This is a genomic window from Pseudoclavibacter chungangensis, assembly GCF_013410545.1.
Classification (GTDB): Bacteria; Actinomycetota; Actinomycetes; order Actinomycetales; family Microbacteriaceae; genus Pseudoclavibacter; species Pseudoclavibacter chungangensis.
On record NZ_JACCFV010000001.1, the window covers coordinates 2,521,494 to 2,548,035 of the forward strand.

Consider the following 26,542-nt stretch of genomic DNA (forward strand, 5'->3'; position numbering starts at 1 on the left):
GGCTACCGCCTCACCGTGAAGGCGATACCGCTTCCGAGGTCGACGACGGTCCCGGGCATGACGGCCGTCGGTTCACCCGCCCGCAGGCGCTGCGGCGGACGGCCGGGCATGACGATGTCGGTGCCGTTGCGGGAGTGGAGGTCGCTCACGACGACGACCCCACCCGTGACCTCGATGCGGACGTGGTTGCGGGAGATGTCCGACGACCCGACGATGCGCACGTACTGCGGCATGGGGTCGCCGGGCCGCGACGGGCCCAGGTTCGGGGCGCGCCCGACGACCGCGGCCCCCTGGGCGTCGACCTGGCCGCCGGTCTGGAACTCGAGCACGAAACGCTCGCGGGTGGGTTCGACCGCCCCGGTGTCCGACGGTGCCGCGACCGTCTGCACGGGTGCCGCGACGGTCTCGGTCGGTTCCGTCGGCTGGAGGCGGACGGCCTCGCCCGTCGCGCCCCGCTGCGGCGTGGCCGGCGGGGGCGCGATCGGTGCCGCCCCGCCCCGGGCCATCTGCGTCGCTGCGGCGAACTCGCCCGGCCAGGGATCGACGAGCGGTGAGTGCGCGGGAGCGCCCGCGGCCGCGGGCGGCTGCGCGTGCTCCGCGCGCAGGCGCTGCACGAAGCCGCCCATGAGCGTGTCGGCGTCGTCCGACCCGGGCGAGCGGGGATCCCGCGAGGACGCCTGCCACTCCCGACGCCGCAGTTCGTGGACGTGCCCACCGACGACGGTGTCGTCGGAGAGGTGCGCGCCGTGCTCCCGCCGCGACGCGCGCACGGCCGCGAGCGAGACCGGCATCACGAACGTCGCGCCGTCCACGTCGTCGTCGGCAACGGGTTCCGTCCCGTTCGCCCCCGACGGCTCGCGCCCCGATCGATCAAGGACGATCGTGTCGTCGACGCGCGCGTCCTCGTACAGCAGGCTGTAGAGCACGTCGTCCTCGCTCGCCCTGCGCGCGACGTCGCTCGGACCGTCGTCGTGTCGGATCGCGTCGACGAGCGAGAGCAGCTGCTGTTCGTCGGCGCTGCCGGGCTCGGCGAGGACGAACTTGCTCGCCTCGTCGCCCCATGCGTCGTCGCCGATGATGACGTGTTCGTCGGTCGCGGGAGCGCCACCGCTCGACCCGACCGTCGACGTCTCCCCGTCCGCGTCGGACGGGGACGCCGGGGCGCCCTCGGCGTCCTCGGCGTCGGTGGGGTCGGTGCTGTTGTGGACGGGCTCGGCGTCCTCGGTGTCGGTGGCGTCGGTTGCGTCGTCCGACTCCGGCATCGTCTCGGGCCACGGCGGGACCTCGGCACCGTGGACGGCACCGCGTGCGTCGTCGGCATCGGCCGCGTGCGCATCGACCGGGTCGACCGCCGCCACCGCGTTCTCGTCCGCGGTGGCGTTCCCGGATGCGTCCGTGTTCTCGCTCCCGGATGCCTCCGTGGTCTCCGCCGCGTTCTCGTCCGTGGTCGCGTTCCCGGATGCGTCCGCGTTCCCGCTCCCGGATGCCTCCGTGGTCTCCACGGCGTCGCCGGGTTCGGCCCCGGGACGGTTCTCGCCCGCCGGTGCCGGGTGAGGTCCGGACGCGATGTCGTGTGCGTCCGCGTCACCCACGGCGACGCGCGCAGCGCTCTCCCGCTCGGCCGTCTCGACGTCGCTCGCCCGAGCGGCCGTCTCGGCACCGACCGCGCCGGCGTCCTCCGACTCGCCCCGGTTCGGCAGCGGGACCGTCACCTGGGGACGCCGGGCGTTCTCGCGGCCACGCAGCTCCCGGCGACTCGCGGGCGGCGCCTCGGGCCGCGCGGGCCGCTCGCTCGCGAGCTTCGATCGCACCTCGGCGCCCGCTTCGAGCAGTTCGTCGACGGCGAGCCGACGGCGCGCCATCGCGTCACGCATGGCCGGCCCGGGCAGATCGGTCGCACCGGTCGGCGGGGGGCCCGCGGGAGCCGCCGGGGCCTCCGGCGAGACCGGCAGCGCCTCGTCGACGCCGGGCAGTACACCGAGTCCGACGACCTGACCCGCGACGACGCCACCGTGCACGACGGCGAGGGCCGCGGGGCCGATCGAACTCGTCTCTATCCAGCCGAGCGCCCGGCCGGCCGACACGTCGTGCGCCTCACCGTCACGGCCGCGAACGGTGATGCGAAGCGGCCCGCGGGCGACGATCCGAACCGTGCGTCCCGTGCGGACGGCCATCGTGAAGGCCGGGAGGCGGCGTAGCGGCATCGTCCCCACGATCGCCTCGAGCACGCGCGCGGCATCGCCCGGCCCCGGCGAGAGCGGGGCGAGCGCGGCGGCGAGCAGCGCCTCACGATCGGCGGCGGCCGCGTCGACGAACACGATCACGCTGCCGTGCTGCCAGCGCGTCCAGGTGCCGTCCGCGAGCGTGACCGCCTTGGGGATCATGCCTCGGCCCTCTCCTCCGTGCCGTCCGGCGCGTCGACGGGGCTGAGGGACGACTCGACGACGGCGACCGTCACGTTGTCGCGACCGCCGCGCTCGACGGCAGTCTGCACGAGCATGTCCGCGAGCGACACCTCGGGCTCCGGGTCGGTGCCGTAGGCGATGATGAGCTCGGCGATCTGCGCGTCGTCGAGCTCCTTCGTGAGCCCGTCGGAGCAGATGAGGAAGACCTGGTGACCGCGGGCGGGCATGAGCCAGATGTCGACCTCGACACGCTCCTCCGAACCCACCGAACGCGTGATGACGTTCCGATCGGGGTGGATGAGGGCGTCCGCGGGCGTGATGAGCCCCATCGACACCATCTCCTGCACCGCCGAGTGGTCGACCGTGATCTGGATGAGGGAGCGGCCGTTCCAGCCGTACACGCGGGAGTCGCCCACGTTGAAGATCATCCAGTGCAGCTGCTCGGACCCCATGTCGGTGGCCTCGACGAGCGCGACACCCGCGAGGGTCGTCCCGGCGACGGCGCCGGGGCCGTCGGCCTCGGTCACGAGCCCCTGCACGCCGGCGTTCGCACGATCGATGACGCGCAGCACGTCCTCCGGCGTCGTGGGTTCGATCGTGGCGGCCGAGCCGAACTCCTCGCCGAACTCGCGCGCGACGGTCTGGCTCGCCCGGTCGCCGTAGGCGTGACCGCCCATGCCGTCGGCGACGAGGAAGACGGGCGGGGTCGCGAAGTAGGAGTCCTCGTTGACCTGCCGCACCGAGCCGACATCGCTCGACGCCGAGACGTGCAGCTGCACGAGCTCGTCCGCCCTGGTCAACGACGTGGAGAACTCAGCGCTCACGTACGACACCTCATGGAACTCTGCCCGGCTTCGGACCGACCGGACATCACGGTATGGCCCGACCGCCCGGAACCACCGTGCCATTCTGACACCCTTCGGCGTCTTCCCCATACCGTGCGCGCGCGTTCCGAGCGCGTCGTCGCACCAGGGAGCTCGCGTCGGCGGCGGCGCCGCGCCGGTTCGGTACCGGGAACGCGAACGAGCCCCCTCGATGAGGGGGCTCGTCCGTGGTTGCCGTGTGTTTCGATCCGTGACCCCAGCGGGATTTGAACCCGCGCTACCGCCGTGAGAGGGCGGCGTCCTAGGCCGCTAAACGATGGGGCCGAACTGGCAACTCGAAGATGTAACCACATTCGTCGGGAGCTTGTCCAATCGGGTGGCGTTCCCGGCGTGTCACCGAGGCGCCGCGAGGAGTGATCGGCGTGCCGTCCGGCACGCGCCCTTGCTAGCGTGACGCCGACACGGTCGCGTCGGATCGCGCCCGACGAGAAGGGACGACGTGAAACTCACCAAGCTCGAACACTCCTGCCTGCTGCTCGAGAAGGGCTCGTCGCGGCTCCTCGTGGATCCCGGCAATCTCACGACCCCGATCACGGAGGCGACGGGTGCGGTCGGGATCGTCGTGACCCACGAGCACCCGGACCACTGGACGCGCGAGCAGCTCGCTCGCGTCGCCGCCTCGAACCCCGGGCTGCGCGTCTTCACCACGGCGGGCGCGGCGAAGGCGATCTCGGCCGAACCGATCGAGGGGGTCGCGGGGGTCGTCGTGGCGGAGCCGGGCTCGACGCACGACGCGGCCCCCTTCACGCTCCGCTTCTACGGCGGCGTGCACGCCGAGATCCACTCGTCCATCCCTCGCATCGACAACATCGGGGTCGTCGTCGACGACGGGGTCCTGGCGTACGGCGGCGACTCGTTCGACGCACCCGCGGACGAGGACGGCGAGCCGATCCGCGTCGACGTGCTCGCGGTCGCCGAGTACGGGCCGTGGATGCGCATCGCCGACTCGATGGACCTCATCGAGCGGGTGCGCCCGAAGCGCGTCGTCGGTGTCCACGAGATGCTCCTCGCCCGAGCCGGCAAGGAGCTCGCGGCATCGCGCCTGCGCGATGCCGTCGAGTCGGTGGGCGGCCACTACCTCGACCTCCAGCCCTACGAGTCCGTCGACCTCGACTAGCTCCCCGCCCCGCCTTCCCCAGCAGCGTTCCGGCCGAAAATCGGGGTTCCGGGGCACCCGGAACCCCGAAAACCACCCGGAACGCGCCGTCGCGTTCCGTCGAGGTGGACGGGGCAGGATGGGCGCGTGGAACTTCTGACCGCGGCCGTCGTCGCACTCATCGTCATCTGCCTCGCCGCGGTCGCCGACCCCGAAGCTCAGGGTGGCGGCCCCGCTCCTCCTCGTCGGCGTGGGAATCGCCGTCGGCTTCCTGCCGTTCCTGCCCGACGTCGAGGTCGACCCCGAGTGGATCCTCGCGGGCCTCCTGCCGCCACTCCTCTATTCCGCGTCGGTCTCGATGCCGTCGATGAACTTCCGCCGCGAGTTCGGGGCGATCGGTGCCCTGTCGGTCGTCCTCGTCGTCGTGAGCGCCGTCCTGCTCGGGCTGCTGTTCTGGTGGCTCATCCCGGGGCTCGACCTGTGGTGGGGCATCGCGCTCGGCGCGATCGTCTCCCCCACCGACGCCGTCGCGACCGCGATCGTGAAGTCGACGGGCGTCTCGTCACGCATCGTGTCGATCCTCGACGGCGAGGGCCTGCTCAACGACGCGTCCGCGCTCGTCGTGCTCCGGACCGCGATCGCGGCGACCGCGGCCTCGGTGTCGGCGTGGGGCGTCGTGGGCGACTTCGCGTTCGCCGTCGGGGTCGCGGCGGCGATCGGGTACGTGGTCGGCAAACTCAATCTCGCCGTTCGTTCGCGACTCACCGACCCGACGGTCAATACCGTCCTCTCCTTCACCGTGCCGTTCGTCGCCTCGCTCCCCGCCGAGCACCTGGGCGCGTCGGGACTCGTCGCCGCCGTCGTCGCGGGCCTCGTGACGGGCCACGGCACACCGCGCGCGCTCGCGCCGGCGCATCGCATCTCGGACGCGCAGAACTGGAAGTCGGTCGAGCTCATCCTCGAGGGCGCGATCTTCCTGCTCATGGGGCTCCAGATGCACGCCCTCGTGCTCGACGTGTTCGGGCAGGACGACCTCGGCCTGCTCCACGCGATCGCGATCGCCGTTGCCGCACTCGTCGGGACGCTCGTCGTCCGCACCGGCTTCGTCGCGCCGCTCCTGTGGCAGCTCGATCGCCGCGGTAAGCGGCGTGAGCGATTGCGTCCGCGGCTCGAGCACGTCCAGGAACGCCTCGACGGGAAGGCCGCCGAGCACGAGGGTGACGATCCGCACGCCGCGCGCATCAGGCTCGACGCGGCGGACGGTGGCGACCCGCCGACCTCCCGCGGACGCAGCCGCGAGATCAGTCCGGCGCGGCTCGACCGGTTCCGCACGCGCGTCCGGCGCTCGCTCGCGGACGTCGACTACTACCTCGCGGCACCGCTCACGTGGCGCGACGGCGGGGTCGTCGTGTGGGCGGGCATGCGCGGCGCGATCACGGTCGCGGCGGCCCAGACGCTGCCGCCCGAGACGCCACACCGCTCGTTCCTCGTGCTCGTCGCGTTCCTCGTCGCGGGATTTTCCCTGCTCGTGCAGGGCGGCACGCTGCGGGCGTTCGTCCGCGTGATCCGACCGACGGGCGGCCCCGACCGGGCGTCGCGCGACCAGGAGCGCGCGGCGCTCGTCGACCTCATGCGGGACGCCGTCGAGCGCGCGGATCTCCCGACCGACCGCGACGGCCGCATGGGGGTCGACGCACGGCTCGCCGCGATCGAGGCGAAGCGGAAGGCCCTGCTCGACGCGCGCCGACGGCCTGTTCGACGCGAACGCACTCTCTGCCGCACTCGACACGCTCGATGCGGATCAGCTCAGCATCGAGATGCGTGCGGTCGATCGCGACTGAGGATCGCCGCGGCGGAACACGTCGCCGCGGCGGGACACGTCATCACCGCAGGAAACACGGCGGCCCCGGGAGCGATGCTCCCGGGGCCGTGCCATGACGCCGTCGATCGGGCGGCGGACCGGTCAGGCCGCGCCGCGCCGCTCCTCGGCGAGTCGCCGCAGATCGTCGCCGAGCCCCTGGATGCGCGCGGCGCGCTCCGGGTCCTGCGACGCGCTCGCGACGCGCTTCTGCAGCTCGCTGAGCCGGGTACGGAACATCTCATCCATTGCCATCGTCCTCGCCTGTCCGATGATGTGTTCGAGGTACTCGCCGTCCGAGGAGCGGGCGGCGAGGGCCTCGACGATTCCTTCGTCGATGCGACGTCGCAGCCCGAGGGCCGCGAGATCGTCGCGCTGGTAGTCGCTGCTGTGCGCCGGACGTCCCGAGCGGCGGGAGGCACGTGCGTGCGCCCCCTCCAGCACGGCTGCCTCCGCGGCCTTCTGGCTCGCGATGGTCGCCATCTCGGTCCGTGCGACGTCGAGGAGCAGCTCCCGATCGAACGGCTCGTCATGGCGAATGGCGCGCATGATGAGTTCGTTCGTGATCCGCATGCGGATGGCTGCGGTGACGAGGAGGAGACCCTCCTCGACCAGGGACTCGGGATCGCGAGTCAGCGCGTACGGGATCACCGTCTCGCGGTTGCGCCGCCGTTTCCTGATCATCACTCCCCCGTTCCTCGGTTCCACGATCCGAAGGTACGAAGCGCGGATTTCACCGTTGTAACGCGACGGCGCCGTACGTTTCGGGGGTGTAACAGCTTGCTGGAACGGGTCGCACCGGAAGGATCACGCCACGCCTGCTGCGACGGCATCGGCGGCGCGTGCGGCCCACATGTCGCGGGAACGCGGCGAGCGCGGGACGGGCGACGCGTCCGGCCGTCCGTCCCGCGCTCGTGCCGGCGGGGTCGCCGCGATCAGTCGTGGACGACGGGCTCGGTACGTCCCGAGGCGAGCGAACGTGTGGCTGCCTCGGCGATCGCCTGCGCGGCCAGGCCGTCCCGGAGCGTCGCACCGACGGGCGATCCCGTCTCGAGCGCCTCGACGAACGAGCGCAGCGCGGCGGCGTAGGTCGGCTGGACGCGTTCGAACCAGCCGGCGTGGAGGCCGTCGGCCTCGGCCCGCGTCCCGGCGAAGCGCGTGACGCCGCCGGAGCGCATGCGGGCCGATTCGACGAGGCCTGCGGACCCGGCCGCCTCGATGCGCTCGTCGTAGCCGTAGCCCGTGCATCGCAGGCAGTCGATCTGGACGATCGCGCCGCTCGCGAGCCGGAGGGTCGTGGAGGACGTGTCGACGTCGCCGACCTCGGCGACGCGCGGGTCGGCGAGGGCGGAGCCCATCGCGTGCACCTCGACGACCTCCTCGTCCGCGATCCAGCGTGCGAGGTCGAAGAAGTGCACGGCCTGGTCGCGCATCTGGCCGCCGGACACCCGCAGGTAGTCGATCGGGGGCAGCTCCGGGCCGCGCGAGGTGAGCTGGAGGAGCTGCAGCTCCCCGATGCCGCCGTCGGCGACGATGCGGCGGAGGGCGGCGTGGTCGCGGTCGAAGCGGCGGTTGAAGTCGACCATGGCGGGGATGTCTGCGGCCTCGACCTCGCGCACGACCTCGCGCGCACGATCCAGATCGAGGTCGATGGGCTTCTCGACGAGCGCCGCGATACCGGCGGCCGCCGCCCGGCGCAGGTTGCTCGCGTGCGTGTCGGTCGAGGAGGCGATGAGGACGGCGTCGATCTCGTCACGGTCGAACACCGCGTCGAGGTCGGTCGTGCCGCGGGCACCGTGGGCCGCGGCGACGGCGTCCGCGCGGGCCGGATCCAGATCGGCGACGAGTCGGAGGTCGACGCCGGGGTCGGCGGCGAGGTTGCGGGCATGGACGGCACCGATGAATCCGGCACCGATGAGGGCGAAGCGCTGCACGGGAATGATCCTGTTCGAGTGGCCGGGTGGTCGGCGGGGTCAGGCGACGAGGAGGTCGAGCAGGCCGCGCATCGTGGTCGCGACCTCGAGGAACTCGTGCTCGTTCGCACGATCGGAGAACATCTCGGAGACCCACCAGCCGTCGTAGCCGGTGGTCTTGATGACGTCGACCCACTCCTGGAGCGGGATCGCGCCGCCGCCGATCACGACGTTGCGGTGCACGTCCTGCTGCGGCACGTCGTTCGCGCGGTCGAGGTCGAAGCCGTCGGAGAGGTGGACGGCCTTGATGAGTTCGCGCGGGAGCGCGGCGACCTCGTCGAGCGTGTCGCCGACGGTCCAGAAGTGCCACGTGTCGAGGGCGATGCCGACGTTGGGGCGGCCGGCTCGCTCGACGATCTCGAGCGCCTGCGCGCAGCGGTTGACGTTCGACCAGGCGAGGGGTTCGAGGTAGAGGTCGAGTCCGCGATCGGCCGCGATCGCGGCGGCCTCGCGCACGTTGCCGGCGAGGACGTCGATCGCCTCGTCCTCGCTGCGTCCGACCGTGCCCCGGTACCGGGGGTCGTCGGCCGTGAGGCGGCCCGCGCGGAAGTCCTTCACGACGTTCCAGTCGACGGGCCCCGTGCAGAGCTGCACGATGGGTGCACCGAGGACGACGGCGAGGTCGGCCATGCGCTCGACCTCGGCGAGGAACTCGTCGCGCGCGTCGCCCTCGCGCTCGATGTCGAGCACGGCACCGAGTCCCGTGACCTCGATGCCCTCGAGCTCGGGCAGGAGCGACTCGGCCGTGAAGCCTGCGTCGAGATAGCGGTAGAGCTTGGGGCTCTGCAGCTCGATGCCGCCGTACCCGGCGGCCTTCGCGACGGCGATGTCGTTGCGGACGTTGCCGTGGAACGTGGTCGTGACGTTCATGGAGAGCTTCGGCACGTGGTGTCTTCCGATCGATCGGCGTGCAGGGCTCGATCGGGCATGTGGGTGGCTCCGTCGACTCCCGGCGACCCGCGGCGCGAGTCATGTCCGGACATTAGCACATGCTTTCGACGGCACGCCGACGGTTCGGACGCGTGACGGAGACGACGCCGGGCCGCCGGTCGGCCGACGCGTGCCGTCGACCGGCGGCTGCGGACCGGCGGGTGCGGCGGACCGGCGGCCCGGCGCGATCAGTCGACCGGGACGAGCGTCACACCCTGCGGGCGTTCGGCGCGATGTGCACCGTGCGGACGACGCGCGACCGTCGCGGTCGACGGCGCGGAGGCCGGCGCCGGCGCGGGCGCGAGCGCCGGCGCGGGCGCGAGCGCCGGCGCGGGCGCGGGCGCGGGCACCACGATGCCCTCGCTCGGCCGCGGCGGTGACGACGGCCGCCGATCGGCGCGACCACGCGTGAACACGTCGCTCGCATCGAAGTCCGCGTAGCGCCGACGGGCCTCGATGTGGAAGTCGAGTCGCTGCCGGAGGTCGACACCCACCGCGGCGTACTTCGCCTGGATGCGTGCCCGATAGCTCTTGACGGTGTTGAGGGACAGCCCGAGCTCGAACGCGATCTGTTTGATGAGGACGCCGGCCGCGTAGAGGCGCAGCACGTGCTCCTCGCGTTCGCTGAGGTCGGGTGCGGCGGCACGCGCGGCCGGCATGTGCTCCGCGACGGGGAATTCGCCCGATGCGGCGCGCACGAGCCGCTCGATCGCCCCGAACAACTCGTCCCGTCCGGCCCCGAAGCGCACGAGCGGCGTGTTCGCGCGTCGGGCCGTGTCCGCCACCTCGCGCGTCCCGAAAAGATCGGCGACGAGCAGCGGCACGCCGAACCTGCGCAGCCGCAGGAGCCTGGGATCCAGCGCGTCCGACGGCACATCGACCGGGCACCACACGATGCCGTCGGTGCCGGGATCGGACGTGGACAGGTCGCACGCGTCGAGGGACACGAAGTCCGCGTCGACGGTGATGGGCAGCGCGTGAAGCAGATCGAGCAGCCAGGGGCGCAGGAGCGGGGGCACCCCGACCACCGCGATCCGAGTGGGGGTCGGCATCGGCGAGGTCCTTCGGTCAGGCGCGTCGGGGGTCGAACGCGCACCCCCTCAGTGCACACCGACGGCCGCGGCGACGCACCGCACCGCGGTCCGGATCGTCCGGCCCGGAAAATCCGGAGGCGCGAACACGCGGTTCGGGGCCGCCGAGGTGGGATGCGACGCCGGGGAACGACGTCCCGTCAGATGCAGAGCGCCGGACCGAGTTCGACGGGTGTGCCGTTCACGGTCGCGGCGGCGAGGCCGCAGACGCGGGCCTCCACGTCCGGCTCGATCATGAGCGGCGTGTAGAGCGACTGCACGTCGAACGAGTCCCGCTGTTGATTGCGCGCACTCTGCATGTCGATCGCGGGATAGATCGTCATCGACAGCTGATCGCCGGCCGCATTGCCGTCGTACCGCGTGATCCGCCCCCACGCCGCCATGCAGCGGTTCGAGTACATCATCTGCACGAGGAACGCCCCGTTCTCGCGCTGCTCGCTCGCGGCGACGATGGCGTCCTCGCGGCACACGGTCGTCATCGGATCGACCCCGTCCGCGAACGGCGCGTACTGGGCCTCCTCGGGCGTGGGCTGCACCGCCCAGACGACGCTCGTCGCCGCGGCCGAGACGATCGCGGTGCCGAGCGCGATCCACAGCACCGCCGCGAGCGAGAACCGGCGCCGCCACGGCGATGTCGCCACCGGTTCCGACGGCTCGCCCGGCTCGCCGGGGTCGCCGAGGTCGCCGGAACCGTCGCGCTCGCTCTCGACCATGTGCCTGGGATCGAGCTCGTTCCGGCGTCGGATCCACGGCGCCGGATCCTCCCCGAGCACCTCGAGGATGCGCACGACCGTGTTCTCGGTGGGAAGGCGACGTCCGGCGAACGCATCGGAGAGGACCGACTTCGACACGTGGGTCGTGTTGGAGAGCGCGGCGAGCGTCTGATTGCCGTTCCGGCGCCGCAGACCACGGAGGTCCTCACCGAACTGTTCGATGCTGTCGGTCGCGGGCGAGGAGGATGCGCTGTCCAAGCTCGTCATGGGTCTTCCTGTCTCGGGTGCACGGGGTGCGTTCTGGGGGTGAGGGGACGGGGTCGTGCCGTCGTCGCCGGCACCCGCCCCGTCGAGGTCGTCGCGTGCGCCGCCCGGGCGCGTGTCGTCGAGGGTCATGGATTCGCGCCCTCGTATCTGATGAGGGGGAGGGCACCGATGAGCCAGCCGTCACGCGTCGAGACGGTCTCGAGTGCGAGGAAGCTGCCGTCGAGCGCACCCGTCGCCGAAACGGCGGGGAGGCATTTCGTCGTCGGTCCGGTCGATGCACCGAGTGCGGTCCGGGAGACGCATTCGCGTCCGACGACGAACGATTCCGTCGGGGTGCTGAAGCGGATCCCGGCGGGCACGAGGAGCGTCCGCCCGTCACGTTCCTCGGCGGTGAACGTGCCCAACGGATCGACCGTGAGATCGGGGTCGGCCGTGCGCTGCCACACCCCCGCGAGCGCGCGACCGTAGACCGACCAGAGTCGCCGTTCCGGGAGCACGGAGATCGAGGCGAGGGCACTCGGGTCGCCCTGGTGGACGAAGGCGCGGAGCCCGGCGAGGTAGCGCGTCCCGGCCTCGGTGGACGACGATGCACCGTCGGCGGCGGCGATGACGCCGTCCCGGGGCACCTCGTGCGGCGCGTACCAGCCGTCGGTGAGGAACCGTTCGGCGGCGCTGAGGAGCGGACTCACGTACCACCGTCCGTGTTCCTCGACGGCGATGACGGCGAGGTTCGTCGCCGCGAGATCGATCGTGACGGGCGTGCGCAGCGGACGGTCGTACCGAGCCGCCTCCGCGCACACCTTCTCGGCGCCGTCGGGGCACGCGAACACCGATGCGTGGGCGTAGGCGAACGCGCCGCGGAACGCGTTGATCGTGTCGGTCACCGCGACGGGATCCCCGTTGAAGGTGACCCGACCGCCGCCGATCCCGACACGGACGACACCGTCCGCGACCGTCGTCGGCTCGAGGACGAGTCCTTCGGAGCGGACCGCGACCCCCTCGTGCGGCGGGGGCGTGCGGAGGAAGTCGCTCAGTGAGCGGTACTTCTCGGACCGCAACCGTCCCCCGATGCCGTCGATGAACTCGGACGCGATGTCGACCTCGCTCGGCGCGAGGGCGTCCACGGCCCCCACCGCATCGAACGCGATGAGCCGGTCGAGCAGGGTCGCGACCGCCGACTCGGCGTCGTCCGAGCCGCTCCGATTCGTGAGTGCCCAGCTGCCCCCCACGATCCCGCCGAGAACGAGGGCGCCGATCGTGGCGAGGGCGGCGACGGTCCGACCCCGGGAACGCCGGAGGCCGGGGCGAGAATGCGCGTCGGCCATCGTGATCCACTTTCGGAGTCGGCGGAACATGCCGGGCAGGAAGCCGACGTGGGGCCGTCGATCGCCGCCGCGGCAACGAGAATCGGGGAGAGCACTTCGATCATGGCAGTTCGGCGCACGTGACGGTACCTCCGTTTCGTCCCGGCACGGTTTTCGTGTGCGAGGACGACCGAGCCGATCTCGCTCACGACGGACGGTCCCACCCGGGGTCCACCGCGCGAGCGACGGGCACCCGTCCGGCGAGGAGGTTCACGCGTCGCGATCTGCTCTCGTCGGGTGCCCGATGGCACCCGTTCGGCACCCGTTCGCCGAGCCACAGCGGCGACGTCGACTGTCCTCAGGCACCTCAAGCAGACACGCTCGTGAGACCTCAGGCCAGATAGGGGAGGTAGGACAATGATCCTTGGGAGATCGTGCCGAGCAACAGGCAGGCGATCGCGAGCCCCGCGAGGGCGAGCCCCCGTCCTCGCTCCCCCGTCTTCTGGATCTGCGCGAGCGCGAGCAGCCCGAGAACGGCACCGACCGGCGCGCAGACGATGCCGAAGACGAGGGCGAGGACGGCCATCGTGTTGGTGTGCGTGGCTGCCGACGGCGGCGTCGCGTTCGCCCACGTCGACTCCTCCCCCGCGACCTGTCGCCGGCGCTGCTCGTACTCGGCCCCGTGAAGGAGGTAGGTGCGCAACGGCACCGTCGGGCGGAGCCAGATCGCGAGCGAGACCAGGAAGCCTGCGATCAAGCAGAGTGCCTCGATGTGTCCCCACAACACGACCGACCACTCGAGCGATGCGAATGCGAGCGGAAAGGACAAGAGCGGACTGCCGACGGCGGGAACCAGCAGCCCGAACCAGGCGCTGGGCGGTGCGTTCGACGACACGAGCCAGACAGCAAGGATGGTCATCGCTCCGGGGAGGAGCAAGCCGAGGCTCCCGTCCACGACGACCGTGTTGACGACCGACATCGCGATGCTGAACAGCATGATCGCGAACGCGACCGCCCGTCTCGTCGGTGTCGTCGCCGTGATGATGCCCGCGAACATGACGAAGGCGACGTGCAGGGCGCCGAGGATCGCGGGAACGGTGTCGAGGATGTCGATTGCGTCGGCCCCCGCGGACGCATGCGTGACGATCCAGGGCACCAGTGCGATCATGAGGGTGTCCGCCCACGCGAGCAGGACCGAGCTGAGCACGACGACGGCCCAGATCACGGATCGTGGCGGGAGCGTGCGGCCGACGGCGTCCGGCGCCGCTCCGTATGGTGTTCTGGGCGTGGGCTTCCCGGGGTCCGCGCCGATCGCCGAGCCACCCGCCATGTGCCCGTCCCCGACGGTGGTGCCCTCCGGCTGCAGCCCTGGCGTGAGGCGGGGTCGTTCACCCGTTGCTGGGCTGGCCGCGTGCACCGAGGCGGTGTCCGGCGCCGCTCCATTCGGCGCCTCGGTGGCCCGATCCACGGGGTTCGGTGTCGCGCCGTTCGCCCATGCGACGAGTTCCGGCGTCGCGTTCGGATGACGTGCGATCGCCGCTGCGAACTCCGGGTACCGGCGCGCGATCGCGACGAGGCGCTCCGTCCCCGTCGACCCGTCCTGCAGTCAGGACCATGCCTCGTCGCGATCGGCGTGTTGGTTCATGTGGTCGTGTGCCCCCTGCTCTTGGAGAGCGACCGCTGTCGGCGCCGTCCGTTTCGCCTGGACGGTCGGAGGGGTCACGTCGGTCCGGTGCTGCCCGGATCACGTGCGCGCGGCAACGCTCCGTCCCACCGTTCCACGTTCCCGTTGCCCGGCGCACTCCTCCCGGGGGTGCATTCCCGACTCATCCTCACGATGCACGCGGTAGGCCGGCGGACCGTGCCGGCCGTCACGGGACGTGTCACGATGCCCGGGCGCGCGTCCGAGCGTGGATCAGTGCGGCGAGGCGTTCGAGACCGTGAGGCCGCTCGCGGTCCATGTGAGATCCGCGGTCCACGGGATCGGCTCGTCCGCGGCGGTGATCGACGCCAGCCAGGCGACCTCGACACCGGCGTCGGTCACGGTGAACGACTGGAAGTTCGCTCGACCGGTCGACGAGATCTCTCCGATACTCGTTCCGTCGAGGAGGGTCACGCCGCCGCTCTCATCGACTTCGTAGAAGACGACGTTGTCAGGCCACATCGCGGTTCCGCCCATGTAGCACCCGACGGCAACGGCGACGTCCTCGATGCCGTCACCCGTCACATCGACGAACGCCGCATAGTGGTCCCTCGAGTCCGCGCTGGGCTCGATCCACTTGAGCCACGCGCCCCCGTCCGTCTGCCCGGTGTAGGTCTCGAACGGTGAGTCTCCGACGAGGCCGTCGTGGAAGCTCGACGGAGCGTGTTCGCAGAGCTTCGGCGTCTTCGCGCTCATGAGCGATTCGTAGACGAGCTCCCGCGACGGTTGCTTGGCGTTGCCACCGCCGGATTCCGCGGTGCCGTCGACGTCGCCCTGTTCGACGAGTCCGTCGAAGTAGGAGGTGTCGAGCCCGGGGGCTCCGCTCGACGTCGAAGCGGGGTCGGCGGCGGCCGGCCCACCCGACGTCCCGCCCGAGAGTGCCGACCAGAGCGCGCCGGTCCCGACCGCGGCGACGAGGAACACGACGACCCCGAGCGCGGCGAGCACGAGCACACGTCGACCCCCGCGTGCCGTTCCGTCGCCGGTCTCCGGCGCGGGCGCCGCGGCGGGTCCGGCGATCAGGCCGTCACCGAGCGGCGGCGACGCACCGAGCGCGGTGTCGGTGACGCTCGCGCTCGTTCCTGCGCGTGCGGGCCCGTCCGCGAGTTTCGAGAGCGAGACCGTCGACCCGATCGGTTCGTCGGGTTCCCCGTCCGTGGACGCCGATGACTCGATCGACGGTGCCGCTTCGGTACCGCCTGCGGGCCCGGGCTCGAATGAGGGACCCTTCGACAGGATCACCGTCGAATCGGCCCCGGCATCGGCACCGGCATCGGCGGGCCCCGAGTTCACCGCCGCCGGGCCCGACTCGAACGCGGGCCCCTTCGACAGCAGCGGCGTCGCATCGGCGCCGGTATCGGCGGGCTCGGCCCCACCGAACGCGATGTCCGTCGTCGGCCCCGTGCTCGTCGCGACCACCGGCCCCGGCTCGAATGCAGGCCCCTTCGACAGCAGCACCGTCGAATCGGCATCGGCATCGACATCGGGCTCCGCATCGACTGCCGCGGACTCGAACCCACCGAACACGATGTCCGACCCCGACCCCGAGGTGACGACCGTCTCCGCTCCTGCTCCCGCTCCCGCTGCCGTCTCCGAACCCGACGCCGACCCCTTCGAGAGGAGCACCGTCGAGTCGGCGTCCGAGTCGGAGTCCGAGTCAGCGTCAGCGTCCGAATCGACATCGACATCGACATCGACATCGATGTTCCTGGGTTCGGCATCGATGCCCGCGACGTCCGAGGTCGACGGCACCGATGGTGAGGCCTCGAACGATGGCACCTCCGAACGCAGCAACACCGCGTCGTCCGGGTGCTCGTCCGCGGCAACGTCGGCGTCCTCGTCGCCCACGGACCGGTCACCCGACACCGGTTCCAGGTCGTGAACCGCCTCGTGAACGGTCGCGGGCTCTGCGTCGTGGATCGCCTCACTGCGATCGTTCTCGTCGTCGGTTCCGTCCGACCCGTGCGGGTCGGGTGCCTCACGGGCAACCGCGACATTCGAGGTGCCCTCACCGTGCCCCGGCGTCACGGTCCGCTCGTCGCGGGGCTCGTCACCGACGTCGTCGGTCTGCTCGTTCGGTGCATCGCGATCGTCCACGAACTGCTCCTTGGCGCGTGAGGGGATGCCGAAGCCGGGTGCTCTGGATCCTATTGACCGGAGCGTGCGGCTCGCGCGCCGATGCGGGGGCAGGCCTTCGAATTCCTGGCTGATCAGGCTGTCCGAATGTTCCGGGCTGCTCCGGAAGCGGCTCGGAACACGCGTCCCGCCCGCTCCGTGCACGCCCCCTCCACACGGAATCACGCTGTCGGTCGTCGGTCGAGCTCGGATGTCCGTGGGTGGTGATGAAGTAGGACCATGAACACGCACGACAATGCCGACGACACCGCGTCGCGTTCTCCGCATGCGGAGAGCGACGTGGTGACGTTGCGTGCGCTGTTCGCCTGGTCCCCCGAGGCATGGGGAGACGAGCCCGACGCTGCCGTCGCTGCCGTCGGTGCGGCGCGACGCCCCGCCGAGGTCCGGCCCGGAACGCATCGGCGTGCCCACGAGCTCGCCTCGCCCGAGGCGCTCGCCGCCCGCGGCGAGTACCCCCTCGCACGTGATCGCGTCATCGCGCTGGAGGCCGAAGGCACGGCCGCCGAGGGTGCGCTGTTCGCGCGGCGGCTCCGTCGCCACGCCTTCGCGTCCGACACGGCGATCGGTGAGGTCGTGCACGACCCGGCCGTGCGCCCGTTCGAGATGTCGCGCTGCATCGACCACGCCCTGCGCGAGGTCGCGAGCGAGCTCGCCGCGACGATGCGTCGTTCGCCGCGCACGGTGTCCGCCTTCCTCGAGCGCGCACACCGCTTCGTGACTCGTTTCGCCGCGACGGTCGACGCCCTCGAAGGCGGCACGATCCAGCGAGGGCATGCCGAAGCCATCCTCCGCATCGGCGACCGCATCGAGCCCGCAGCGCATCGAGCCGCGTACGAGGCCGCCGCCATCGCCGGTGCCGCCGAGCGCACCCCGGCCCAACTCGCGACGTTCGCGAGTCGCATCGCCGAGCGGCTCATGCCGGAGCCACTCGAATCACGTCACGAACGCGCCGCGCGCGAACGCGACGTCTGGATCGAAGACCGCGACGACGGCATGGCCTTCCTCGGCGCGTACGGCCCGGCGGTCGAGACGCACGCCGTGTTCGCTCGCATCACGGCCGACGCGAACGCGCTGCGACTCGCCGAACGACTCGATGAGGCCGCCGCCGCCGAGGCCACGCCGCACGGCTCTTCGGAGCACGTCGGCGCTCGGCACGCCGTCGCCGTCCTCGAGACAGCCGGGCGCGGGGACGGTACCGCCGCGGGTGGCCACCTCCCGCCGCGCTCCACACGCGAGCTGCGGTGGGACGCCCTGGCTGCACACGTACTCACGAGCGACATCGAGGGCGTCGATGCACGCGACGGCACACTCGCCGCCGTGCCGGCGAACGTTGACGTCCTCGTCGACGGAGCGGCACTGCTCGCGTCGCCCTTCGTCGGTGCCTCGCGCGCCGACGACGACGCCGGCGCGGCCGTCGGTTCGCGCCGGCCCCGGTGCCGCACGAGATCGCGTTGCTCGCCGGTCGTGTTCCCGTCCCCGTGTCCGCGGCACGCGCGCTCCTCGCGCACGCGACCTCGTTCCATCGCGTCCTCACCGACCCGGTCGACGAGTTGCCCGTCCGCGTCAACCGGCGATTCGCGACCCGCGCGATGCGCGATCTGCTTCGCGTGCGCGATGCGCACTGCCGCTTCCCCGGGTGCACGCGCCCCGCGAGCCGGTGCGAGCTCGACCACACGATCGCCGTGCAGGACGGCGGCCCGACCGCACTCGCGAATCTGGGGCACCTCTGTCTTGGCCACCACATCCTGAAACACCGGTCCCGGTGGCGAGTGCGACAACGCGAGCGCGGCGTCTTCGAGTGGGTCTCACCCACCGGACGCACCGTCGTCACGCGGCCCGAGCCGCTGCGCCTCCACGCCCCCGCACCACCGGGGCGAGTCCCCACCTTCGTACCGACGAGCACCGACGTCGATTCGAGTGGGCGCATCGGTGCGAGCACGTCCGACGACCCGGCCCCGTTCTGACCGGGCGTCCGAGCGGACGAGCTGTCAGCCTGCGACCGGCTCCGCGGCCTTCGCCGCCTCGACGACGTACCCGATGTAGTTCTCGAACTCGTCGGGCGTCGGCCGCTTGTTCGGGCCGAACCTGACGGAGACGACGACGTTGTCGCGGATCACCGTCACCCAGGGGATTCCGGGTTCGCCCCCGGGCCCGGCCTCCACATAGCCACCCAGGGTGCCGACGCCGCCATCCGTCGTGTCGTGCGTGACCGCCGCGTCGGTCCCCGACGTGGCGACACATTCGTCGGCGAGAACACCGACCAATTCGTACGCCTTCCTTGCCTGCTCCACGTCGGCGTACTGCATGACGGCATGGACCCCGTCGACCCTGGCCACAGGCGCGCCAGGGGCTGCGGCAGAGACCTGCCAGGCCTTGTACGCCACGGGCTCGACGGTCGCCGAGATCGTTCCCCGGACGAAATCTGCGCAGGCAGCATCTTGGAGGTTCGAGCAGTCCCCGGCCATGCACCAACCCAAGTCCGTGGTGGGTTCGAGTGATCCTTGCACGTCGGAGTCGATGCTCTCCGCCACCTGCTCCTCGGTGATCACGAACTGGTCGAGATCGCCCGCGTGGAAGAGCCCGTCGCCCGCGGCCGGCGACTCACCGGGGGCACTCGCCTGCGCTCCGGGCGCCGCGTCCGTCGGAGCGCCGACCGCGAACCACCACCCCGTTCCCGCACCGACCCCGAGGACGAGCGCCCCGACGAGCACGACAAGCGTCACGAGCTTCGACACGGTCAGATCCTGCCCTCGGTCCGGCTCAGGACGGGCCCACAGGGGAACCAATCGCGAGGCCGTACCTGGATCGTGTCGTCCGCATCGAGCACGGAAACCGATCCGATTCCGGACTGTTGATCCACGGTGAACTGGATCGTCTGTCCGGACTGGTCGGACACGACCCAGCGTTCGCCCCACTCGTAGTCGCGGAACACACTCACGTGACCGTAGACGGCGGCGACGTCGTCGATGGTCGACGAGGTCGTGAGTCCGTTCCCGAGTCCGATCGTCGAGCCGACGTTCTTGAGAAGGAAGGTCGTGACCCCGTGCACGGCACCGTCGATGATGAACACCTCGAGCGGGACGCGATCCGGCGGATCCGCATAGGGGCTGCTCGTCATCGGACAGGTCGACGTGTGACCGAGCCCATCGCCCTGTGCAAGCGAGTCCGCGAACGTTCCGAGCGGGGCGGTGAATCCCTCACCCTGCCAGTACTTCGCATCCGGGTACGCGTCGAGGAACGCCTGCGCCGTCATGCCGATGGTCACGTCGCCGATGCCCTCGAAGGAGGCGTCCACCCCGAGGCCACTCGACCCACCGGAGCCGGTGCCAGAATCGGTCGACGGCGCCGTGCCCGGCCCACAACCGCAGACCACGATCTTGACGATGATCCCGTTCGCGTCGTAGTACACGCGGTAGCCGTAGTGGCTGCCCGCCGTCACGGGATACGTGTTGAAGGCGCCGAACGTCCCGTTCCCCGTCCGGTACGGCTGCCCGTAGAGGCTCGTGGCGACGTCGACGTTCATCCCGGGCTTCAGCCCCTCGGCCGTCGGCCATTCGGCCTTCGGGTAGATGTCGTAGAGGCGCCCGTCGACGAATCGCATCGTCGCGTAGTCGCACTCCGCGTACACGATCTGCACCGTCGGATCGGTCGTCACGAGGCCGGGCTCGGCCGCGAGCGCCTCGTCGATGCTCATGCCGATCCGGAGCCCGTTCACACCGCCAGGAGCGACGGTGTCCTCGAGCAGGGTCGGATCCGTGGCCCACTGCAATTGCGAAGCGAGCTGCTCGGCGTTCGACGCCGTCACGTAGCGACCGCCCCCGACGCTCGCGATGCAGTTCAGTTCCTCCTGCGCCGCCTCGTCCGCGTCGACCGCGAACCCGATCGCGTGGATCGTGAGCTTCGGGTACTGCTGCTTGACCGCTTCCGCGCGCTCGCAGCTCGGCGGCGGCGCGCACACGTCGACCCCGTCGGATACGAGCACGATGCTCGCCTCCTGATCGCCGATCGCCTTGGCCGCCGTCTCGACCGCGAGGCCGAGCGGCGTGAAGCCGGATTCGCGGATCCCGTCGATCGACGCCGTCATCGCGGGCTTGTCGACCGGACCGAGTGGGAACAACGTCGACACGTCGGTGCAGCCGGCGGACCGTTCCGCGTCGCTGTTGCCCGTCTTCGTCCCGAACACCATGAGGCCGAGCGTCTGCTCGTCCGCGAGCGACTCGACGAACGTCTTCGCGGCGCGGCGCGCCTGATCCATGCGCGTCCCACCACCCGGCGCATCGCGCACCATCGACCCCGACGCGTCGAGGATCAGCATCGTCGCCGGCCCCGTCGTCCGCGTCGAGGCGTTCGACGCGACCGGGTCGGCGGCCGTCACGAGAGACGCCACGAGCGTCACGAGGGCGACGAGCGACCACACGGCGCGCGTCACATGTCCGGACCGTCGGGCTCGTTCGCGAGTCGGCGACATCGTCGGATCCTCTCGTCCGGCGGGGCGAGCCCGGACTCCCGGGGCGGGACCGAGCGGATGTCACGAACGGTAGCGCACCGCCGGAGCCGCTCCGGCTCGCCCGGGCGCCACCCCGGCCACCATTCCCCCGTCGTTCCGCGGGGCCCTCGGAACTCGTGTGGCCCGGCCGGGTGACACGCCCACGGCGCGGCCCCCGTCGACCTGCCCCTCGTCGCCCGGGCCGTCGGAGTGAGAATCCGCCGTGGCCCTCAGACCTTCGACGATCCGATCCGCGGCCACCGACGCCGTTTGCGCGGCTGGCGCGCCTCGGCGTCCTCCTCGGCCGCTTTCGCCTCGGCCTCGTCGGCGAGCTTCTGGACCTCCGCCTCGAGGTCCGCGATGCGGTCCGGACGGTCCTCGTCCTCGCTCGGCTCGGGCGTCGGGCTCGCGAAGCTCACGAACCACGGCCGGAACATCTCCTCCATCGCCGAGGCGCGTGCCTGATCGACGATGCTCGCGAGATAGTTCTCGTCCTGCAGCGACGCGAGCAGCACGTCGCGGATGCCGAGGTCCGTGCGCTGACGCATCTCGAGCCCGTCGGCGTCCGCCCGCCGGTAGTCGCTGCCGTGCGTCGGGTGCCCGTGTCGACGCGCCGCCCGCGCCCGCATCTTGCCGAGCTCCTTGATCGAGGCCGTCTTCTCCCGCACGATCGTGCGGATCTCCTCGCGCGCGAGCTCGAGCAGTTCGTCGCGATCGAACGACTCACCGCGCTGCAGCGTGCGGAGGATCAGCTCGTTCTTGACCCGCATGCGGATCGCCGTGGCGACGATGAGGAGCCCCTCCTCGACGAGACGCTCCGCGTCCTTGAAGCGCTGCTTCGACACGGGTTCACGCCGCTCGCGTCGCCACCACACCACCGCGATTCCTCCTGCTTCCTCGCTCGCCCTGTTCGTCGCTCGCCGTTCACCACTCCGAAAGACACGCCCCGGAAACGGCGACGCCCGCGCATCGCGCGGGCGCTCGTGCAGAACACTGACGGGGACTCGTCCCGCCTTCGCGCGCGCGCCACTCCACCGCTCGAAGGCTATCGCATGCGCCCTCCGCCCGTGCCGTCTGCGCAGCCGTGAGCTCAGTCCTGCGCGTCGTCCTCGGCGAGCAGCTCGAGCGACACCGGCAGCTCGGACTCGAGCTGCGTCGTCTCGACCTGCCGCAGCTTCCGCTCGACCGCGCGCGTGCGCCGCCCCGCCTCCGTCACCGTGTTCTGGGCCGTCGTGAGTTGCTTCTCGAGCTTCTCCCACACGCGCCCGTACTTCTGGAACTCGAGCTTCGCGGCGCTCAGCACCTGCCAGACCTCGGAGCTGCGCTGCTCGATCGCGACCGTCCGGAACCCCATCTGCAGGCTGTTGAGCAGCGACATGAGCGTCGTCGGCCCCGTCACGAGCACCCGGTGTTCCGTCTGCATGCGGCTCGCGAGGCCCGGCCGCCGCACGACCTCGGCGAACAGGCCCTCCGTCGGGAGGTACATGATCGCGAAGTCGGTGCTGCGCGGCGGCGCGATGTACTTGCCCGCGATGGTCTTCGCCTGCTGCACGACGGCACGTTCGAGCGCGCGGCTCGCCTGCTCGACGTCGACGCGCTCCCCGGCCTCCTGCGCCTGCAGGAGGCGCTCGTAGTCCTCCTGCGGGAACTTCGCGTCGATCGGGAGGTACACGGCGTCGCCCGCCTCCTCGCGCCCCGGGAGCTTGACCGCGAACTCGACGCTCTCGCCCGTGCCCGGCCGGATGACGACGTTGCGTTCGTACTGCTCGGGCGTCAGCAGGTCCTCCAGTTGCCGCGAGAGCTGCACCTCGCCCCACGTGCCGCGGCTCTTCACGTTCGTGAGCACGCGCTTGAGCCCACCGACGTCGCTCGCGAGCGATTGCATCTCGCCGAGGCCCTTCTGCACCTGCTCGAGCCGTTCGCTCACGAGCGCGAACGACTCGCCGAGCCGCTTCTCCAGCGTGCCCTGCAGCTTCTCGTCGACCGTCTCGCGCATCTTCTCGAGCCCCGCCTCGTTGCCCGTGCGCAGCCGGTCGAGCTCCTCGCGCAGCGTCACGCGCACCTGCTCGAGCTTGCGCTCGTTCTCGACGCGCAGCACCTCGAACCGTTCCCCCACGGTCGCTTTGAGCTGCTCCTGCGCGAGGAGCGCCCCCTGCGTACTCGCGTGCTGCTGCTCGACGAGCTCGCTCAGCGTCCGCACGATGCCGTCGCGGAGCGCCGCGAGCTGCACCCCGCGCGCCTCGCGCTCGCCACGCAGCTCCTCGGCCTGCACGGCGGCCGTGCGCTCGAGCCGCTGCCCGAGCTCGCCCCGCTGCAGCGCGAACTCCTGCCGCATGTCGCCGTTCGCCTGCCGGATGGCGGCGATCGTCTCGCCGTTCTCAGCCGCTCCCGCGCCTGTTCCGGCCCATGGTCTGCGCAGGACGAGCAGCACGATCGCCCCGATCGTGAGCAGGAGATCGACGACGAGCAGCACGACGATGAGCGTTTCCATTGGGTCCGCGGGTCCGTTCCGTCACGGCGCGGCCGAGGGTGCCGCGCTCGTCGTGAGGCTACGGCGACCCCCGGACATCGACGGGTGACGCGCTCAGTGCTCGTCGAGCGCGAGCATCGGAGCGCGCCTGCGGAACCCGCGCGTCACGACGAGCAGCAGGATGAACCCGAGCGCCGCCCAGCTCAGCCCGATCACGAACGTGAGCCCCGACAGCGAGGTCCACAGCCACAGCGTGAGTCCGAAGCCGATGACGGGGAGCACGAGGTTGTTGAGCACCGCGATGCCGCTGCGTTCCTTCCGGTCGATGAAGTAGTGCTTGAGCACCGCGATGTTCACGAAGCTGAACGCGATGAGCGCACCGAAGCTCACCATCGAGGCGACGACGTCGAGCGGCGCGATGAGCGCGGTGAGCGACACGACCGAGACGATGAGCGTCGCGCGCGCGGGCGACTTGAACCGTTCGTGGAGGTGCCCGAACACGGGCCGGGGCAGCACGCCGTCGCGCCCCATCGAGTAGAGGATGCGCGAGACCGACGCCTGCGACGTGATCGCCGAGCCGAGTGCGCCGGCGCAGTAGGCCGCCGTGAAGAAGGTCGCGAGGAACTGTCCGCCGGCCGACATCATGACCTCGACCGACGCGGAATCCGGGTCGGCGAACGACGTCGACGGGTGCACCGCCTGGGCGAGCCACGAGAGCACGACGAACATGACGCCCGCACCGAACGTCACGATCATGATCGCGCGCGGCACGTTCTTCGTCGGTTCTTTCGCCTCCTCCGCCAGCGTCGACACGGCGTCGAAGCCGAGGAAGGAGAGGCACAGGATCGCCGCGCCCGCGAAGAGCGGCCCGGGCCCCTCGACCGATCCGTCACCGACGAACGGCGCGACGGGGTCGACCGTGCCGCCCGAGATCGACCCGAACACGAGCGCCGCGAACACGACGACGAAGACCGCCTGGACCGCGAGCAGGATCGAGTTCGTGCGGTTGACCGAGACGATGCCGACGATGTTCAGCACGGTCACGACGACGATGCTCGCGAGGACGAACACCCACTGCGGCACCGCGGGCAGCGCCGCGTGCAGGTATATCCCGATCACGAGGTAGTTGATCATCGGCAGGAACAGGTAGTCGAGCATGAGCGACCAGCCCGCGATGAAGCCGACCTCGGGCCCGAGCGTGCGCTGCGTGTAGACGTAGGCCGAGCCCGCCGATGGGTAGGCCGCCGCCATGCGCGCGTACGAGCGCGCCGTGAACAGCATGACGACGAGCGTCACGAGGTAGGCGCCCGCGACGCGGCCGCCCGTCAACTGGGTGACGATGCCGTACGTCGTGAAGACGGTGAGCGGCACCATGTAGACGAGGCCGAACAGGACGAGCGACGGGACGCCGAGCACACGCCGCAGCTGCGGGGCGCTCTCAGTTCCGGTCTCGGGTTTCTCGGTTGACATACGAGCGCGCCTTTCGTCGATCAGTGGGGCGACGAGAACCGGCGTCGGCCGCCGATCCACGTCGATCGGACCTCGTTGTCCGGGAGGTCGTGGGGGTCGTGCTCGCGCGGATCCCGCGCGAGCACGACGAGATCGGCCGAGGCGCCGGGGACGAGCTCGCCCCAGGCCGCCTCGGCGCGGTCCGCGAACGCCTGCACGCTCACGGCGCGCGTGTACGCGTCGAGTGCGTCCTCGGGGGCCACGATCTCGTGGGGTGTCCAGCCACCGGCGGGTTCGCCGTCCGTCGTCGTGCGCGACATCGCGATCGCGAGGCCGTCACGTGGGTCGCCCGACGAGACGGGCCAGTCCGAGCCGAACGACACGGTCGCGCCCGAACCGAGCAGCGTGCGCAGCGGGTACTGCCGGTCGGAGCGTGCCTCGCCGAGGCGGGGCACCGTGAGCACCGTCATGAGCGCGTCGAGCTGCGCCCACAGCGGTTGCGCGCACGCGATGACGCCGAGCTGCGCGAAGCGCGGCAGGTCGGCGGGGTCGATGAGCTGCACGTGCGCGATGACCGGACGCCGGTCGCGCACACCATTCCGCTCGATCGCGGCCTCGATCGCGTCGAGCGCCTGTCGGACGGCCGCGTCGCCGATCGCGTGCACGTGGATCTGGAATCCGGCGGCGTCGGCCGCGACGACCGCGTCGCGCAGCGCCGCTCCCGGCCACACGCGCATGCCGTGATCGTGCAGCCCGGAGCAGTAGGGCTCGAGCAGCGCGCCCGTCTCGTTCTCGACGACGCCGTCGGCGAAGAACTTCACGGTGTTCGCCGTGAGGTGCGGATGCGCGGCCGCCTCGACGCGGGCCCGGTCGCGCACGAAGCCGTCGAGTTGGGCGGCGAAGCGGCGCGGATCGGCGTACTGCGCGAGGTTGATGCGCAGCGGGAGGCGATCGGCCGCGGCCGCCGCGAGGTACGTGTCGACGTCGCCGGGCTCGACCCATGCGTCCTGCACCCACGTGACGCCGCGCGGGAGGTAGTAGTCGCCGACCGCATCGAGTGCCGTGAGGCGCTCCGCCTCGGAGCGCACGGGCGCGACGGCGAGCACGAGGTCGACCGCGCCCCACTCGCGGAGCGTGCCGAGCGGTTCGCCGTCCTCGCGCCGCGGGATCTCCCCGAGCTCCGGCTCGGGCGTCGCGGCGGTGATCCCCGCGGCCCGCAGCGCGGCCGAGTTCACCCACACCGTGTGGTAGTCCCACGCCCGCAGCACGATGGGACGATCCGGCACGGCCTCGTCCAGCCAGCGGGCGTCGAACAGGCCCTCTGGCGCGAGCGAGCCGTCGTAGCTCGCGCCGAGGATCCAGGGCAGCTCGGGGTGCGCGTCGGCGTAGCGACGCACCTCGGCGACGATCGCCTCGACCGACGCGCAGCCGCGCACGGCTGGCCCCGCCTGCTCGAGTCCGCCGAACAGCGGGTGCGCGTGCCCGTCGCCGAACGAGGGCAGGAGGAATCCGCCCGCGAGGTCGACCCGTTCGACGGGCCCCTCGTCGCTGCCGTCGAGCGCCGCGGCACGCTCCCGCGCCTCGGCATCGAAGGCCGCGACGAGCCCGTTCTCGACGAGCAGCGCATCCGCTCGCCGCCCGCGCCCCGGCCAGATCGTGCCGGAGTGGAACAGGGTCGCCGTCACGGGAACCGCCTTCCTCGCCTCGGGGGCGGTCGCCGTGTCGTTCGGGACGCGTCGTCGTTCCCGCACGGTAGGCCGAGCGTAGACCCCGACGGC

Annotated in this window: 17 protein-coding genes, 1 tRNA gene and 1 pseudogene; 3 read left to right on the forward strand and 16 right to left on the reverse strand. The window is 71.4% G+C overall.

What is annotated here, in order from left to right; translation table 11 throughout:
- Positions 1–2: 2 nt before the first annotated feature.
- From HNR16_RS18305 to HNR16_RS11285, 3 genes are all read right to left on the reverse strand, one after another.
- On the reverse strand, positions 3–2,384 hold the full coding sequence (locus HNR16_RS18305) for an FHA domain-containing protein (protein ID WP_225737784.1): 2,382 nt from the start codon (positions 2,382–2,384) through the stop codon (positions 3–5).
- On the reverse strand, positions 2,381–3,229 hold the full coding sequence (locus tag HNR16_RS11280) for a PP2C family protein-serine/threonine phosphatase (protein WP_225737785.1): 849 nt from the start codon (positions 3,227–3,229) through the stop codon (positions 2,381–2,383). Before HNR16_RS11280 ends, HNR16_RS18305 begins: the two co-directional genes overlap by 4 nt.
- 251 nt (positions 3,230–3,480) lie before the next feature.
- Positions 3,481–3,553: transfer RNA gene (locus HNR16_RS11285), tRNA-Glu, on the reverse strand.
- Positions 3,554–3,728: 175 nt separating this feature from the next.
- Between HNR16_RS11285 and HNR16_RS11290 the strand changes: the two genes are divergently transcribed.
- Both HNR16_RS11290 and HNR16_RS18845 read left to right on the forward strand, forming a co-directional pair.
- Entirely contained in the window at positions 3,729–4,406 is a 678-nt protein-coding gene (locus HNR16_RS11290; RefSeq protein WP_158039816.1) for an MBL fold metallo-hydrolase, read from the forward strand.
- A 229-nt stretch (positions 4,407–4,635) separates the two neighbouring features.
- Positions 4,636–5,463 (forward strand): annotated as a pseudogene (locus HNR16_RS18845) (cation:proton antiporter domain-containing protein); the annotation flags it as partial.
- A gap of 1,715 nt (positions 5,464–7,178) precedes the next feature.
- Here the strand turns inward: HNR16_RS18845 and HNR16_RS11305 are convergent.
- The 7 genes from HNR16_RS11305 to HNR16_RS11335 form a co-directional block, all read right to left on the reverse strand.
- Positions 7,179–8,177, reverse strand: a complete 999-nt coding sequence (locus HNR16_RS11305; protein WP_158039818.1) for a Gfo/Idh/MocA family protein — start codon at positions 8,175–8,177, stop codon at positions 7,179–7,181.
- Positions 8,178–8,216: 39 nt separating this feature from the next.
- Positions 8,217–9,101: a sugar phosphate isomerase/epimerase family protein gene (locus tag HNR16_RS11310; RefSeq protein WP_338109161.1), complete on the reverse strand. Its 885-nt coding sequence runs from the start codon at positions 9,099–9,101 to the stop codon at positions 8,217–8,219.
- A gap of 233 nt (positions 9,102–9,334) precedes the next feature.
- The gene (locus tag HNR16_RS11315; RefSeq protein WP_158039820.1) at positions 9,335–10,198 is read right to left on the reverse strand and encodes a helix-turn-helix transcriptional regulator; all 864 of its coding nucleotides are present in this window, start codon (positions 10,196–10,198) and stop codon (positions 9,335–9,337) included.
- A gap of 179 nt (positions 10,199–10,377) precedes the next feature.
- Entirely contained in the window at positions 10,378–11,217 is an 840-nt protein-coding gene (locus HNR16_RS11320) for a DUF2690 domain-containing protein (protein WP_179558217.1), read from the reverse strand.
- 125 nt (positions 11,218–11,342) lie between these two features.
- On the reverse strand, positions 11,343–12,542 hold the full coding sequence (locus HNR16_RS11325) for a hypothetical protein (RefSeq protein WP_158039822.1): 1,200 nt from the start codon (positions 12,540–12,542) through the stop codon (positions 11,343–11,345).
- A 370-nt stretch (positions 12,543–12,912) separates the two neighbouring features.
- The gene (locus HNR16_RS18850) at positions 12,913–14,127 is read right to left on the reverse strand and encodes a DUF4190 domain-containing protein (protein ID WP_476748407.1); all 1,215 of its coding nucleotides are present in this window, start codon (positions 14,125–14,127) and stop codon (positions 12,913–12,915) included.
- A 309-nt stretch (positions 14,128–14,436) separates the two neighbouring features.
- On the reverse strand, positions 14,437–16,320 hold the full coding sequence (locus HNR16_RS11335; RefSeq protein WP_158039823.1) for a hypothetical protein: 1,884 nt from the start codon (positions 16,318–16,320) through the stop codon (positions 14,437–14,439).
- 258 nt (positions 16,321–16,578) lie between these two features.
- On the opposite strand from HNR16_RS11335, the gene HNR16_RS11340 reads away from it, so the two are divergent.
- A complete protein-coding gene (locus HNR16_RS11340; protein WP_158039824.1) occupies positions 16,579–18,108 on the forward strand; it encodes a DUF222 domain-containing protein in 1,530 nt (509 codons plus the stop codon).
- Positions 18,109–18,347: 239 nt separating this feature from the next.
- Here HNR16_RS11340 and HNR16_RS11345 read toward each other — a convergent pair whose 3' ends face one another.
- The 6 genes from HNR16_RS11345 to HNR16_RS11370 all read right to left on the reverse strand — a co-directional run bounded on the left by HNR16_RS11345 (position 18,348) and on the right by HNR16_RS11370 (position 26,449).
- On the reverse strand, positions 18,348–19,094 hold the full coding sequence (locus tag HNR16_RS11345) for a hypothetical protein (RefSeq protein ID WP_158039825.1): 747 nt from the start codon (positions 19,092–19,094) through the stop codon (positions 18,348–18,350).
- Between the two features lie 2 nt (positions 19,095–19,096).
- Positions 19,097–20,827, reverse strand: coding sequence for a vWA domain-containing protein (locus HNR16_RS11350; RefSeq protein WP_158039826.1), 1,731 nt, complete (start codon positions 20,825–20,827; stop codon positions 19,097–19,099).
- A 248-nt stretch (positions 20,828–21,075) separates the two neighbouring features.
- Complete coding sequence (locus tag HNR16_RS11355; protein WP_158039827.1) at positions 21,076–21,723, reverse strand: hypothetical protein; 648 nt, start codon at positions 21,721–21,723, stop codon at positions 21,076–21,078.
- Positions 21,724–21,935: 212 nt separating this feature from the next.
- Complete coding sequence (locus HNR16_RS11360) at positions 21,936–23,336, reverse strand: DNA recombination protein RmuC (RefSeq protein WP_158039828.1); 1,401 nt, start codon at positions 23,334–23,336, stop codon at positions 21,936–21,938.
- A 93-nt stretch (positions 23,337–23,429) separates the two neighbouring features.
- Complete coding sequence (locus HNR16_RS11365; RefSeq protein ID WP_158039829.1) at positions 23,430–24,785, reverse strand: APC family permease; 1,356 nt, start codon at positions 24,783–24,785, stop codon at positions 23,430–23,432.
- A 20-nt stretch (positions 24,786–24,805) separates the two neighbouring features.
- Positions 24,806–26,449, reverse strand: a complete 1,644-nt coding sequence (locus HNR16_RS11370; RefSeq protein WP_179558219.1) for an amidohydrolase family protein — start codon at positions 26,447–26,449, stop codon at positions 24,806–24,808.
- Positions 26,450–26,542: the final 93 nt, after the last annotated feature.

What these genes read in the sequence shown, in the direction of transcription:
- HNR16_RS11350 (WP_158039826.1), bottom strand. Translation starts at nt 20,827, where the DNA reads ATGTCGCCGACTCGCGAACGAGCCCGACGGTCCGGACATGTGACGCGC.
- HNR16_RS11315 (WP_158039820.1), bottom strand. Translation starts at nt 10,198, where the DNA reads ATGCCGACCCCCACTCGGATCGCGGTGGTCGGGGTGCCCCCGCTCCTG.
- HNR16_RS11320 (WP_179558217.1), bottom strand. Translation starts at nt 11,217, where the DNA reads ATGACGAGCTTGGACAGCGCATCCTCCTCGCCCGCGACCGACAGCATC.
- HNR16_RS18305 (WP_225737784.1), bottom strand. Translation starts at nt 2,384, where the DNA reads ATGATCCCCAAGGCGGTCACGCTCGCGGACGGCACCTGGACGCGCTGG.
- HNR16_RS11340 (WP_158039824.1), top strand. Translation starts at nt 16,579, where the DNA reads ATGAACACGCACGACAATGCCGACGACACCGCGTCGCGTTCTCCGCAT.
- HNR16_RS11360 (WP_158039828.1), bottom strand. Translation starts at nt 23,336, where the DNA reads ATGGAAACGCTCATCGTCGTGCTGCTCGTCGTCGATCTCCTGCTCACG.
- HNR16_RS11325 (WP_158039822.1), bottom strand. Translation starts at nt 12,542, where the DNA reads ATGGCCGACGCGCATTCTCGCCCCGGCCTCCGGCGTTCCCGGGGTCGG.
- HNR16_RS11365 (WP_158039829.1), bottom strand. Translation starts at nt 24,785, where the DNA reads ATGTCAACCGAGAAACCCGAGACCGGAACTGAGAGCGCCCCGCAGCTG.